The sequence below is a fragment of the Kineococcus xinjiangensis genome, from assembly GCF_002934625.1.
GTDB classification, from domain to species: Bacteria; Actinomycetota; Actinomycetes; order Actinomycetales; family Kineococcaceae; genus Kineococcus_A; species Kineococcus_A xinjiangensis.
Genome location: NZ_PTJD01000002.1, coordinates 117,110 through 130,389, shown reverse-complemented (window position 1 = coordinate 130,389; position 13,280 = coordinate 117,110). Strand labels below are relative to the sequence as shown.

12 protein-coding genes and 1 riboswitch are annotated in these 13,280 nt (G+C 75.0%); of the genes, 9 read left to right on the top strand and 3 right to left on the bottom strand.

All coding sequences use genetic code 11. From position 1 onward, the window contains the following. Nucleotides 1-6 precede the first annotated feature (6 nt). From CLV92_RS03485 to CLV92_RS03475, 3 genes are read left to right on the top strand one after another with little or no spacing between them, the layout of a single operon-like run. A complete protein-coding gene (locus CLV92_RS03485; RefSeq protein ID WP_104431416.1) occupies nt 7-903 on the top strand; it encodes an ABC transporter ATP-binding protein in 897 nt (298 codons plus the stop codon). Next, complete coding sequence (locus CLV92_RS03480) at nt 900-2,141, top strand: ABC transporter permease (protein WP_211290834.1); 1,242 nt, start codon at nt 900-902, stop codon at nt 2,139-2,141. The genes CLV92_RS03485 and CLV92_RS03480 overlap by 4 nt, the downstream gene beginning before the upstream one ends. Nucleotides 2,142-2,195: 54 nt before the next feature. Beyond that, entirely contained in the window at nt 2,196-2,903 is a 708-nt protein-coding gene (locus tag CLV92_RS03475) for a TrmH family RNA methyltransferase (RefSeq protein WP_104431415.1), read from the top strand. A 145-nt stretch (nt 2,904-3,048) separates the two neighbouring features. On the opposite strand, the gene CLV92_RS22755 is transcribed toward CLV92_RS03475, so the two are convergent. The 3 genes from CLV92_RS22755 to CLV92_RS03460 form a co-directional block, all read right to left on the bottom strand. Continuing rightward, a complete protein-coding gene (locus CLV92_RS22755; RefSeq protein ID WP_104431414.1) occupies nt 3,049-3,696 on the bottom strand; it encodes a LysM peptidoglycan-binding domain-containing protein in 648 nt (215 codons plus the stop codon). Between the two features lies 1 nt (nt 3,697). Beyond that, nucleotides 3,698-3,881: riboswitch (cyclic di-AMP (ydaO/yuaA leader) on the bottom strand. 147 nt (nt 3,882-4,028) lie between these two features. Beyond that, nucleotides 4,029-4,898 carry a lysophospholipid acyltransferase family protein gene (locus CLV92_RS21870; protein ID WP_104431413.1) on the bottom strand — a complete coding sequence of 290 codons (870 nt, stop codon included), beginning with the start codon at nt 4,896-4,898 and terminating at the stop codon, nt 4,029-4,031. 163 nt (nt 4,899-5,061) lie between these two features. Beyond that, on the bottom strand, nt 5,062-7,353 hold the full coding sequence (locus CLV92_RS03460; RefSeq protein WP_104431412.1) for an SDR family oxidoreductase: 2,292 nt from the start codon (nt 7,351-7,353) through the stop codon (nt 5,062-5,064). 240 nt (nt 7,354-7,593) lie between these two features. Between CLV92_RS03460 and CLV92_RS03455 the strand changes: the two genes are divergently transcribed. From CLV92_RS03455 to CLV92_RS03430, 6 genes are all read left to right on the top strand, one after another. After that, the gene (locus tag CLV92_RS03455) at nt 7,594-9,801 is read left to right on the top strand and encodes a carbon starvation CstA family protein (protein ID WP_245886390.1); all 2,208 of its coding nucleotides are present in this window, start codon (nt 7,594-7,596) and stop codon (nt 9,799-9,801) included. Between the two features lie 7 nt (nt 9,802-9,808). Further along, nucleotides 9,809-10,003 (top strand): YbdD/YjiX family protein, encoded by a 195-nt coding sequence (locus CLV92_RS03450; RefSeq protein WP_104431647.1) that lies wholly within the window; start codon nt 9,809-9,811, stop codon nt 10,001-10,003. Between the two features lie 110 nt (nt 10,004-10,113). Then, the gene (gene hisS, locus CLV92_RS03445; protein WP_104431411.1) at nt 10,114-11,367 is read left to right on the top strand and encodes a histidine--tRNA ligase; all 1,254 of its coding nucleotides are present in this window, start codon (nt 10,114-10,116) and stop codon (nt 11,365-11,367) included. 63 nt (nt 11,368-11,430) lie between these two features. Continuing rightward, entirely contained in the window at nt 11,431-12,159 is a 729-nt protein-coding gene (locus CLV92_RS03440; protein ID WP_104431410.1) for a metal-dependent hydrolase, read from the top strand. A gap of 69 nt (nt 12,160-12,228) precedes the next feature. Continuing rightward, nucleotides 12,229-12,576, top strand: coding sequence for a metallopeptidase family protein (locus tag CLV92_RS03435; protein ID WP_104431646.1), 348 nt, complete (start codon nt 12,229-12,231; stop codon nt 12,574-12,576). A gap of 47 nt (nt 12,577-12,623) precedes the next feature. Further along, complete coding sequence (locus CLV92_RS03430) at nt 12,624-13,250, top strand: nucleosidase (protein ID WP_104431409.1); 627 nt, start codon at nt 12,624-12,626, stop codon at nt 13,248-13,250. The last annotated feature ends 30 nt before the right edge of the window (nt 13,251-13,280 follow it).

Below are 13,280 nucleotides of genomic sequence, written 5' to 3'. Positions count from 1 at the left end.
CGTCCCATGTTGATCGTCGACGGGGTGAGCCGGCGCTTCGGGGACCGCGTCGCCCTGGACGCGGTGAGCCTGAGCGTCCCCGAGGGCCGGATGGTCGGCTTCGTCGGGGCCAACGGCGCGGGCAAGACGACGACGATGCGGATCGTGCTGGGCGTGCTGGCGCAGGACTCCGGCACCGTGACCTGGCGCGGGCGGGTGCCGGACCTGGCGGTGCGGCGCCGCTTCGGGTACATGCCGGAGGAGCGCGGCCTCTACCCCAAGGCGCAGCTGGCCGAGCAGCTCGTCTACCTGGCCCGGCTGCACGGGCTGGACCGCGCGGCGGCGCAGCGGCGCACCGCCGACCTGCTGGAGCGCCTCGGCCTGGCCGCGCGGGCGAAGGAGCACCTGGAGTCGCTGTCGCTGGGCAACCAGCAGCGCGTGCAGATCGCCGCCGCCCTCGTCCACGACCCGGAACTGCTGGTCCTCGACGAGCCGTTCAGCGGGCTGGACCCCCTCGCGGTCGACGCCATGGCGCAGCTGCTGCGGGAGCGCGCGGCGGCCGGTGTGGGGGTCCTCTTCTCCAGCCACCAGCTGGACCTGGTGGACCGGCTCTGCGACGAGCTGGTCGTGCTGCACGCCGGGCGGGTCGTGGCGGCGGGGGAGCCGCAGGAGCTGCGCCGCGCCGGCGCGGGGTCCCGCTACCGCCTGGAGATCGGTCCCGAGGTCCCGGGCGGGCTGGCGTGGCTGCCGGCGGTGCCCGGGGTGCGGGTGCTGCACGTGGACGGCCCGGTGGCAGTGCTGGAGCTCACGGAGCCGCGGGCCGGGCAGGAGGTCCTCGCCCGGGCCCTGCGCAACGGCGAGGTGCGGGCCTTCTCCCCGGTCGTGCCCACGCTCAGCGAGCTCTTCTCGGAGGTGGCCCGGTGACCGCGACGACGACCGCAGCCACCCCGGCGGCGCCCGGTGCCGACCTGCGGGGCCTGTGGCGCCTCGTGGCCCGGCGCGAGGTGTCGGTGCGCCTTCGCGACAAGGGCTTCGTGGTCTCCACGGTGCTGCTGCTGCTCATCGTGCTGGCGTCGATGTTCCTGCCGCCGCTGCTGGCCGGCGGTCCCGACCGCTACGAGGTGGCGGTGACGGCGCGGACCGCGCCGCTGCTGGCCGCACCGGGGGCGGACGGCGGCGCCGCGGCGGGGACGGAGGGGACGGTGGTGGTGGCGCGGGAGGTCGCCGACGCCGCCGCGGCGGAGGCCCTCGTCCGCGACGGTGCCGTCGACGCCGCGCTGCTGCCCGGTGCGTCCGCTCGCGCGGAGATCGTCGGCGGCACGTCGGTGCCGCAGGGGTTGCTGGAGGTCCTCACCGAGCGGGTCGCCGCGCAGCAGCTCGTCTCGGGCCTCGTGGAGGCGGGCGTGCCGCCGCAGCGGGTGGGGGAGCTGCTGGCCACCCCGCCGCCGGCGACGAGGCTGCTCGACCCCGACGCGGTGGACCCGGTGACGGCGATGCTGCTGGGCATCGCGTTCGCGGTGCTGTTCTTCCAGGTGGTGCTGATCTTCGGGTTCTCCATCGCGCAGAGCGTCGTGCAGGAGAAGCAGACCCGGGTGATCGAGCTGCTGGTGACGGCCGTGCCGGTGCGCCAGCTCCTCGTCGGCAAGATCGTCGGCAACGGGCTGCTGGCGTTCGGGCAGATGGCGCTGCTGGTGGGCGTCGGCCTGGCCGGGTTCGCGCTCAGCGACCGCGAGGCGCTGGCGTCCCTGCCGAGCCTGCCGCTGGCCGCCGGCTGGTTCCTGGTGTTCTTCGTCTTCGGCTTCGCGATGCTGTCGTGCCTGTGGGCGGCGGCCGGGGCGATGGCCAGCCGGCTGGAGGACCTGCAGTCGACGGCCACGCCGGTGCAGTTCCTGGTGATGATCCCCTTCTTCGCGGCGGTGTTCGTGCGGGACCCGGGGCCGGTGCTGACGGCCCTGTCGTACGTGCCGCTGTCGTCGCCGCTGGTGATGCCGCGCCGCGTGCTGGCCGGGGACGCGGCGGTGTGGGAGCCGTTCGCGGCGCTGGCGCTCATCGTGGTCACGGCGCTGGTGCTGGTGGTGGTGGCGCGGCGGCTGTACGAGAACTCGCTGCTGCAGACGGGGCGCACGCTGGGGTTCCGGGCGGCCTGGCGGCGGCCGGTCTGACGGCTGCGTGCCCGCCCTGACGGCGGCGCGCCGGGGGTGCGGCAGGCTGGGGGGATGCTCGAGGACCCGACGCGCGCGCCCGCTCCGGAGGTCGCGGACGACGACCAGCCCGACCCGAGGGCGGGGCGCGTCGTCGGGGTGGGCCCGTGGCCGGGGGGGCGGGAGTGCTGGCCGGACGATCCCCGCCTCGACCCGGAGCTGCTGGCCGAGGGCGACCGGCGCAACGTGGAGGACCGCTTCCGCTACTGGTCGAACGCGGCCATCGTGGCGGAGCTGGACCGCACCCGGCAGCCCCTGCACGTGGCGGTGGAGAACTGGCAGCACGACGCCAACATCGGCTCCGTGGTGCGGACCGCCAACGCGGTCAACGCGGCCGGCGTGCACGTGGTGGGGCGCAGGCGCTGGAACCGCCGCGGCGCGATGGTGACCGACCGCTACCTGAGCGTGCACCACCACGACGGCGTCGCGGGGTTCGCGGAGTGGGCGCGGGCGGCGGGCCTGGTGGTCGTCGGCATCGACAACGTGCCCGGCTCGGTGCCGCTGGAGACGTACGACCTGCCGCGGGAGGCGGTGCTGCTCTTCGGGCAGGAGGGGCCGGGCCTGTCGGAGGAGGCGCTCGGCGCGTGCGTGGCGGTGCTGTCGATCGCGCAGTTCGGCTCGACCCGCTCGATCAACGTCGGCGCGGCGGCCGCGGTGGCGATGCACGCGTGGGTGCGCCGCCACGTCTTCGGGCAGTCGCCCGTGCGGGATCCCGGTCTCTGAGCCGAGGTCCCGGACGAGCCGACGTTCCCGACGAGCCGGAGTCCGTCGACGGGGACGTCGCCCGCGCGGTGTGCGCGGGCGACGTCCCCACCCCGAGGAGTCGTGCGGGGCCGCGTGCCGAGCCGGCCCGGAGGCGGTGCCGGCCTCAGGGGAGGCGCAGCACCTGGCCCACGCGGATGGCGCCCGGGTTCGGGCCGATCTCCGCGTGGTTGAGGTCGTACACGTGGCGCCAGCCGCCGGGCACGCCGTTCTTCACGGCGACGCGGTAGAGGGTGTCGCCGGGCACCACGGTGTAGGTGCGGGTGGCCGCGGGCGCCGCGGGAGCGGGAGCCGGGGCGGGGGCGTGCAGGCGGGCCTCCGCGCCGACCGGGTCGGCCGCGCCGCGCAGGCCGAGCTTGCGCGAGCACGCGGGCCACGCGCGCCAGCCCTGGCGGGCCAGGACGCGCTCGGCGACGACGATCTGCTGCTCGCGGGTCGCCTGGTGGGCGCGGGGGGCGAACTGGCCGCCGCCGAAGCCGCTCCAGGTGCGGGGGTGGAACTGCAGGCCGCCGGAGTAGCCGTTGCCGGTGTTGATGTTCCAGCGGCCGCCGGACTCGCACTGCGCGAGGCGGTCCCACTCGGAGACGGGGGCGGCGCTCGCGCTGCCGGCGGAACCGACGACCATCGCGGCACCGGCAGCGCCGGCGACGACGGCGAGGGCACCGCGCCGGGCGAGGGCCGCGGCGGTCGAGGTCGGCTCCGCGCGGTGGCGGGGGGCGTGCTTGGGCGTGCGGGTGCGCAGGGTCGTAGGCATGCGTCGTGACCTCCAACGCCTACGAGGTGAGCTGTCGGGTTCGGGTCGGAAGTTGACCCGGCCGCTCGGAAGCGGCTTCACCCCGAGGACGCACCGCGGTGCGTCCGAGGAACTGTGGGTCCCCCGCTCCTGCCCGTGAGGTAGAGGCTCCGGTCGCGGCGGGCAGGACTCGGCGTTCCGCGACGTACCCCCATCGGCCTGGGGGCGAGCCGACCGTAACAAGACAGACGCCCGCGTGACATGTTCGAGACATTCGTCACACCGGCGGCCGGGACCCTTGACAGCCCGCGGGGCCCGGCCTCACCACCGGGGCCGGTGGGGCCGGTGGGACGTCAGCGCGGGCGGCGGCGCAGCAGGGCCCGGCGCGGAGCGCCCTCCGGACGCGGCCCGACCTGCGCACCCGCCGCCTGGTCGGCCGCCTCCGCGTCCGCGAGCAGCTTCACCACGGCGTCCTGCACCCGCGCCGTGAAGGCGGCCGCCTTCTCGCCCGGCAGCCCCCGCAGCGGCTCGCCGAAGTGCACCGTGACGCGCGGGCGGCCGGGAGCCGGCCAGTTGCGCTTCTTCGGCGGCATCGCCTCGTGCGTGCCGCGCAGCGCGACGGGCACGATGGGCACGTCGTTCTCCAGCGCGATGTAGGGGGCGCCCTTCTTGAACTGCCGCAGCTTCCCGTCGTAGGAGCGCCCGCCCTCCGGGAACCACAGGAGGCTCCAGCCCTGCCGCACCAGCTCGCTGGGGATGCTCGACACCCCGCCGCGCCGCTCCAGGGGGAAGGCGCCGATGACGAGGCCCGAGGGGACCGCGCGCCACCAGACGTCGAAGAAGTAGTCCGCCGCCGCCGCGGCCGCCGTGCGCCGGCGCCGCTTCGGGGGCAGCGCCTGCAGCAGCACCGCCGTGTCCAGGTGGGAGGAGTGGTTCGCGACGATCACCGCGGGCCCGTCGATGCGGTCGAAGACGTCCGCGCCGTGCACCTCCGTGCGCAGCTCCGCCCGCAGCACCGGGATGAGCAGGCCCCGCTGCAGCGCGGAGCGGAGCAGCGTCGCCGGGCCGCTGCGCACCCAGTCGTTGGAGTGCATGCCGCGCTCCGGGGATCCGCCGGGGGAGCCGGCGGCACCGCCCGGGGACGGCGAACCGCCCGCGCCCGGGCGCCGCAGCAGCCCCGACAGCCAGCGGGAGGGCCGCGACGTCGACATCAGCAGGGTCATCGGCGGACCTCCTCGCCCACGGCGGCCGGCGCGGCCGCTGTCGTCATGCGAAGCCGGGCGCGGAGCCCGGCGGGAACTGCGGCAGGGGGCACGCCGCGCATCCAATCACGCCCGTGCCCGGCCGACCGGTCGAGCGCGGCGGGCCCGTTCAGCCCCGGCCCGCTCAGTCCCGGCCCGCCAGGATCCGCTGCGGCAGCCGCAGGCGGCTGGTGGAGGCCTCCGCCGCCCAGTCCGCCACCGGCCACCGCGCCGCCCGTGCGGCCCGGAACAGCGGCACGTCGGGGGAGACGGCGGTGGGGGAGCCGACCGCCCGCAGCAGGGGCAGGTCCGAGTGGGAGTCGGCGTAGGCGTGGCTCGCCCCCAGGTCCGCGCCCTGCAGCTCTGCGTAGCGGCGCAGCCAGGCGGCGCGGGACTCGCCCACCAGCGGCGGGGAGGTGAGGAAGCCCGTGGCCAGGCGGCGCCCGGAGTCGATGCGCTCCTCCAGCTCCGTGCACACGACCTCGTCGAAGAGGCCCGTGAGGGGGCGGGTGATCTGTCGCACGTCACCGGTCATGAGGATCGTGCGGTGCCCCGCCTCGCGGTGGGCGGAGATGCGGCGCAGCGCCTCGGAGCTGATCTGCTTCAGCAGCTGCGGGCCCACCACCTCGTCGACGTACTCCTCCAGCTCGTCGAGGTCCACGCCGTCGTAGCCGCGGAACAGCGAGCGCAGGAAGCTGCCGCGGTCGCGGCGCTCGGCGGCGATCCACCGCGGCACGCGGCGCATGATCCGGGAGAACTCCCGCACCCGGTCGGCGGCGTCGAGCTGGGACAGGCGCAGCTGCAGGTAGGTGTCCACCACGGTGCCCGGCTTGAGGGTTCCGGCGAGGTCGAACACCGCCAGCACCGGCGCGTCGCCCTCGGCCACCGGCTTCAGCTGCCGCGGTGCGGCGGCGGACTCGTTCTCCTTGCGGCGGCGGCGGATCTCGTCGTACTTGCGCATCTGCGCCGTGACGCTGGGGCAGTGGATGTCCTCCACGTACTCCCGCCAGTCGATGACGGCCGTGTCGAAGCCCCACGCGTCGACGTCGGCCGGGTCGAGGGAGCGGTGCAGCGCAAGGGTGTTGTCGTCGACGAAGCGCAGCTCCGCCTGCGTGTACACCTGGTACAGGTCCATGTAGCGGCGCAGGAACTCCAGCTGGCGGCGCTGCTTGTCCAGCTTGCGGGCGGTCTCGCGGGCCCGGTCGCTGCGGGGAGCCAGGCTCAGCGCCCGGTCGGCGACCTTGATCGCGAGTTCCCCGCGCACGAGCTTGCGCTCGATGCGGTCGGCGCCGGGGAAGTTCCACACGGGCAGCTCGGCGGGCGCGCCCTCGAAGGGGTGCTGGCGGAAGTGCTCGCGGATGTGCTCGTAGAACGTGCGGAACGTCGCGGGGTTGCGCGAGCCGGAGGCGACGTGGAAGTAGCCGGGCCGCGACGGCGGCGGCGGGGTCGCGCAGACCTTGAGGATCGCGTTGACGACGTGGTCGATCGGCACGACGTCGAGGACGGAGTCGGGGGCGGCGGGGAACTCCGGCATCTCACCGCGGCCGTAGGCCAGGATGATCGGCTCGGCCATCTTGAAGCCCTCGATCCAGCCCGGGTGCGGGTGCTTGAGGGCGGACTCGATGATGCTGGGCCGCACGATGCTCGTGGGGATGCGCGGCGCGGCCAGCTCCTCCACGACCCGCTCGCCCATGGCCTTGGTGAACGTGTAGACGTCCGTCCAGCCGAGGGTGCGGGCCCGCTCCTTGCCGGCGGCCTTCTGCTGCTCCACGACCCACTCGCCGCGGCGGCGCTCGGCGTCGGCGGCGGCGGTCAGCGGCCCGGCGTGGCCGTGCTCGCGCTCGGCCTCGCGCAGGAAGCGGACGAGGTGCTCCTCGGTGCGGGAGAGGTCCTCGATGCGGGCGGCGACGCGCTCCCCGGCGGCGGCCTCGACGCGCCAGTCGACGGTGTGCTCGACGGCGCGCTCGGGGATCGCCCCGCGGCGGCGGCCGCCGACGTAGGCGGTGGAGACGTGCACGTAGTGGATCTGCGAGGTGGTGCGCCCGTTCGCCTCCAGCACCCGCTGCACGAGGCGCTCGGTGCCGTGGACGTTCGTCGAGAACGCCTCCTGGATCACCGGGTCGAAGGAGACGTCGCCCGCGCAGTGGACGACCACGTCCAGGTCTCCGGGCAGCTCGGGGACGTCGTCGAGGTCGGCCTCGAAGACCTCCAGGCGCTTGGCGAGCACCTCCTCGGCGTCGAGGCCGGAGAAGATGGGCTTGCGCAGCAGCTTGCGCATGCGCTCCTCGCCCGACTGCCCGGGCTTGGGGCGCACGAGCGCCACGACCCGCGTGCCGGGCAGGTCGACCAGCAGGCGCTGGAGCAGGGCCTCCCCCACGAATCCGGTGACCCCAGTCAGGAAGAGGCGCTTGCCGTCGAGCTCGTCTGCCAGTCTCACGAGGAGGAATCCAACCACGTCATCGCACCGCCGCCGTCCCTCCGCGCCGCCCCGCGCGCACCGCGCCCACCCGCCGTCGGCCGTTCGAGGGACCGCGCACGGCCTGTCCGAGTGACATCGGGGCCACGGCGGGTGAGGATTCGCGGCGGGGCGCCCCTCTGCGGCGCCCCCGCCAGTGCCGGCGGGGCCGTTCGCGGACGGTGACCGCCGGCCGGCGTGGATCTCGCGAGGAGGCCCGCTGTGCCCTCGACGTTCGCGCCCCCACCGGGCGGAACCACCCCAGACCCCGGCGACGCCCCCACCACGGGCCGGCGTCGCCCCACCCCCGCCTCGATCGCCCTCTGGGTCGGCGTCGCCCTCGTCGGCGCCGTCGCCTGGAGCGTGCTCGCCATCTCCCGCGGCGAGCAGATCTCCGCCCTGTGGATCCTGTTCGCGGCCCTGGCCTCGTACGCGATCGCCTACCGCTTCTACGCCCGCTTCATCGCCACGCGCGTGCTGCGCGTCGACGACCGCCGCGCCACGCCGGCAGAGCGGCTGGAGAACGGCCTCGACTACGAGGTGACCGACCGCCGGGTCCTCTTCGGCCACCACTTCGCGGCCATCGCCGGCGCGGGCCCGCTGGTCGGCCCGGTGCTGGCGGCGCAGATGGGCTACCTGCCCGGAACCATCTGGATCGTCGTCGGCGTCATCTTCGCCGGGGCGGTGCAGGACATGACCGTGATGTTCTTCTCCATCCGGCGCGACGGCAAGAGCCTCGGCCAGATGGTCCGCGAGGAGATCGGGCCGGTGGGTGGTGCCGCCGCCCTGGTCGCCGTCTTCGCCATCATGATCATCATCCTGGCGGTGCTCGCCCTCATCGTGGTGAACGCCCTCGCCGAGTCCCCCTGGGGCGTGTTCTCCATCGCCCTGACCGTCCCCATCGCCCTGTTCCTCGGCGTCTACCTGCGCTACCTGCGCCCGGGGCGGGTGCTGGAGGCCACGGCCATCGGCGTCGTGCTGCTGCTGCTGGCGATCGTCGGCGGCGGCTACGTGCAGCAGATGGGCCTCGCGGAGTCCCTGACCCTGTCCAAGGAGACGCTGGTCGTCGCGCTCGTCGTCTACGGCTTCATCGCCTCGGTGCTGCCCGTCTGGCTGCTGCTGACCCCGCGCGACTACCTCTCCACCTTCATGAAGATCGGCGTCATCGTCCTGCTGGCGCTGGCCCTGCTGATCGCCCGTCCGGTGCTGGCCAACGACGCCGTGACGACGTTCGCGCTGGAGGGCAACGGCCCCGTCTTCGCGGGATCCCTGTTCCCGTTCGTGTTCATCACGATCGCCTGCGGTGCGCTCTCGGGCTTCCACGCGCTGATCGCCTCGGGCACCACGCCGAAGATGATCCAGAAGGAGAGCCAGGTCCGGCTCATCGGCTACGGCGGCATGCTCATGGAGTCCTTCGTCGCCATCAGCGCCCTCATCGCCGCCTCCGTCATCGACCAGGGCGTCTACTTCGCGATGAACTCCCCGGCGGGCGCGACCGGCGGCACCCCCGAGTCGGCCGCGGAGTTCCTCGCCGGCATCGGGATCTCCACGCCGCCGGAGACCATCGCCGCCACCGCCGCCGCCGTGCAGGAGGACATCGTCTCCCGCACGGGTGGTGCCCCCACCCTGGCGCTGGGCATCGCGCAGATCTTCAACTCCGCCTTCGGCGGCAGCCTGATGGCCTTCTGGTACCACTTCGCGATCATGTTCGAGGCGCTGTTCATCCTCACCGCGGTGGACGCCGGCACCCGGGTCGGGCGGTTCATGCTCCAGGACACCGTCGGCAACGTGTGGAAGAAGTTCGGCGACCTCTCCTGGAAGCCGGGCACCTACATCGCCAGCGCCGTGGTCGTCGGGGCGTGGGGCGGCTTCCTCTACCTCGGGGTCACCAACCCCCTGGGCGGGGTCAACCAGCTCTTCCCGCTGTTCGGGATCGCCAACCAGCTGCTGGCGGCCATCGCGCTGACCCTGGTCACCACGCTGCTCATCAAGCACGGGCGCGCGAAGTACGCCTGGGTGCCGGGCATCGCGCTGGCGTGGGACCTCACCACGACCATGACGGCCAGCTGGCAGAAGGTCTTCTCCGACAACCCCAAGCTCGGCTTCTTCGCCCAGCGCGACGCCTACGCCGACGCCCGCGCGAACGGTGAGCTGCTGGGCCCGGCCAAGGACATGGACCAGATGGACCAGATCATCACGAACTCCACGATCAACGGCTTCCTCCAGGCGTTCTTCGCCGTGCTCGTGCTGGTCGTCCTGGCCAACGCGCTCGTCGTCATCGCCCGCGCCCTGCGCGCCGGCGGCCTGCCGACCACGGAGGTGCCGGCGGTGGAGTCGCGCATCGTCGCGCCGTCGGGGCTGTTCGCCACCGAGGAGGAGAAGCGGGCGATGGCCGAGCACGAGCAGGCGCTGAGCGGTGCGTCGCGGTGAGGCGGGCGTGAACCCGCTCGCGGCGCTGGGCCGCGGCCTGCGCGGCCTGCGCTGGTACGTGCGCGCCCTGGCGGGGGAGACCCGCTGGGACGACTACCTGGCCCACTGCGCCGAGCACGGCCACCAGCCGGTGTCCCGGCGGGAGTTCGAGCAGTGCCGGGCCGACGCCCGGGCCAGCAGCCCGCAGTCGCGCTGCTGCTGAAGGTCGCGCCGGGCCGGGTGGCGTATCGTCGCCACCCGTCCCGGCGTGCCCCGTCGACCGGCCCCGGTCGGGCCCTGCCGGGTGTTCGACGACGGCAGGAGGACAAGGCAGTGAAGGTCGAGGCGACGCCCCCGCGCGGCTTCCGGGACCTGCTGCCCGCCGATGTGGCGCTGCGCGCGGAGGTCCTCCGCGCCATCACCCGCGCCTACGCGACGGCGGGCTTCCAGCAGGTGGAGACCCCGGCGGTGGAGTCCCTGCACCGGCTGCAGTCCGACTCCGGCGGCGAGAACGAGAAGATGCTCTTCCGCATCCTGCGCCGCGGCCTGGAGGAGGACCAGCCCGTCCTGCCCCACGACGCGTGCGACCTGGGCCTGCGCTACGACCTGACGGTCCCCCTGGCCCGCTACTACGCCAACAACCGGGCGCAGCTGCCCACCATGTTCCGCAGCCTCCAGATCGGGCCGGTGTGGCGCGCCGAGCGCCCGCAGAAGGGCCGCTTCCGTCAGTTCGTGCAGTGCGACATCGACGTCCTCGGGGAGGCGTCGGTGCTCGCGGAGGTCGAGCTGTGCGTCGCGACGCTGCGCGTCCTCGGCGAGCTGGGCCTGACCGGCTGCGTGCTGCGCGTCAACGACCGCCGCATCCTCACCGGCATGCTCGCCGCGGCCGGGGTGCCCGAGCAGCTGCACGGGCGGGTCCTCGTCGCCGTCGACAAGTTCGACAAGGTCGGCGCCGAGGGTGTGGCGGCGGAGGTGCGGGGCCTCGCGGGCCTGGAGCCGGCCGCCGCAGAGGCGGTGGCCGCGCTGGTGGCGGGCTTCGGCGCCCCCGGCTCCGACGCCCCGATGCCCGCGGGCGCCCCCGAGGACGCCGCCGAGGGCATCGCGACGATCTCCGACGCCGTCCGCCGCCTCGTGCCGGGCGCGCAGGTCGTCTTCGACCCCAGCCTGGTGCGGGGGATGGGCTACTACACCGGTGCGATCTTCGAGGTGGCGCACCCGGCCTCGCGCAGCTCCATCGCCGGCGGCGGCCGCTACGACGGCCTGATCGGCAAGCTGGGCGGCGTCGCCACCCCCGCGTGCGGGTTCTCCCTCGGCTTCGAGCGGATCATGGAGATCGTCGACCCGGACGTGCTGCTGCCCCAGCAGCGGGTGGTGGCGCTGCTGCACCGCGACGCCTCGCCCGTCACCCTCGGCCTGCTCCAGCAGCGGCTGGTGACCGAGGGCTGGACCGTGCGCGCGGTGCGGCGGGGGCGCAACCCGCGCCGGCAGCTGGAGGAGCTGCGGGCGCAGGGCGCGACCCACCACGCGTCGGTCGACGGCGACGACCCGGACCGGGAGCTCGACGTCCGGGAGCTCACCGCGGACTGAGCCCGGCCCGCGCCTGCGGGCGCCCGGCGCAGCCTGTCCGGGCCGCCCGCTAGCGTCCGCGCGGTGCTCGGCCACTCCCACGCCACGACCGGTCTCGCCGCCGGTGCCGCGCTGCTGCCCCTCGCCCCCGTCGCCGGCACCGCCGAGCAGCTCGCCTGGGTCGCGGCCTGGGGTGGCTTCGCCCTGCTGCCCGACCTCGACCAGGGCGGGCTGCACTGGCGGCGGGCGCTGCCGCGGCTGTCCGGCTCCACCGTGGCGACGATGTGGGGGCCGGTCACGACGGGGCTGTCCTCCGGTGTCGCCCGTCTCGCCCGCGGGCACCGGCAGGGCACCCACGACGTGCTGCTCGCGCCGCTGGTCTTCGGGGCGGTCACGGCGCTGGCGTCGCTGTGGCAGCCGACGGCGATCGCCGCCCTCGCCCTCGCCCTCGGCATGGCGCTGCGGGCCTGCCACGTCGTGATCCCCGGGCGGCTGGAGACGACGGTCGTGGGCAACGCCGTGCTCTCCTGGGGCGGCGCCTGGTGGCTGACGACGCGGGAGCTGGGTGACGTCCGGTGGCTGCCCCTGGCGGTGGCCGGCGGGGTGGTGGTGCACATCCTGGGCGACTGGCTGACCCGCGGCGGGGTGCCCGTTCCGTTCACGTGGCTGCGCCGGCGCCGCAGGCGCGTCTCGCTCGACCTGTTCCGCACCGGCTCGCCCGTCGAGCACTACCTGATCGTCCCGGTGGCGGGCTTCGCCGCGCTCGCCCTCGTCGCCCTGCACACGGGGCTGTGGGCGCGGATCACCGGCTGAGCGGGCGGGCCGGACGGGGCGGGGCGCGGGGCGCCGGAACGGGCGGGCAGAGTGGTCGCCGTGGTCGAGATGACGCGGGAGGACTTCGAGGAGGCGGTGGCCGACGCGCTGGACGCCGTCCCGCCGGAACTGGCGCGCGCGATGGAGAACGTCGTGGTCCTGGTGGAGGACGTGCCCCCGCCGGACGCGCCGCAGGACCTGCTGGGCCTCTACGAGGGCGTGCCCCTGACGGAGCGCGACTCCTGGTGGGCCGCGGGGGCGCTGCCCGACCGGATCACGATCTTCCGGCTGCCGACGCTGGCGATGTGCGAGGACGCCGACGAGGTCGTCGACGAGGTCCGCACCACCGTCGTCCACGAGATCGCCCACCACTTCGGCATCGACGACGAGCGCCTGCACGAGCTGGGCTGGGACTGACCGGGGCGGGCGGCGCGGGCTGGTGCGGGCAGGGCAGGATCCCGTCCGTGACCGACCCGAGCCCCGCCGGCCCCGAACAGCCGCCCGTCCCCCGCAGGTGGCTGCTGGCCGTGGCGATGACCGCGGAGGCCGCCGCCCTGCCCCGGGAGCACCCCGCGGTGCTGGACGTGCTCGTCACCGGCATCGGCAAGGTCAACGCCGCGGCCCGCCTCGCCCACCGCCTGGCCCGGCTGGCGGGCGAGCGGGGCCTGGACGGGGTGGGCGTGCTCAACGTCGGCACCTGCGGCGGGCTGCGCGACGGTGTGGCCGGGGTGGTCCGCCCCAGCGAGGCGTGGGCGTGGGACGTGGGCCGGGTGGCGGTGCGGGCGCAGCCGGGGGAGGTGCCGCGGGAGGCCTACCCGCTCGTGCTGGGGGACGGGGGGACCATCGCGACGGGGGACTCCTTCGTCGCCGACGAGGCCCGCCGGGCGCAGCTCGCGGCCCGGGCGGTGGTGGTGGACATGGAGTGCGCGGCGCTGGCGCAGACGTGCCACGGCCTCGGGGTGCCGCTGGCGGCGCTGAAGTGGGTCAGCGACGGGGCCTCGGAGGGCGCGCTGCGGGACTTCGCCGGCACCCTCGACCGCGGTGCGCGCGAGCTCGGCCGCGCCACCGCAGCCTTCCTCGACGCGCTCTGACGCTGCCCGCCTCCCGACTCCCGCGCCCCC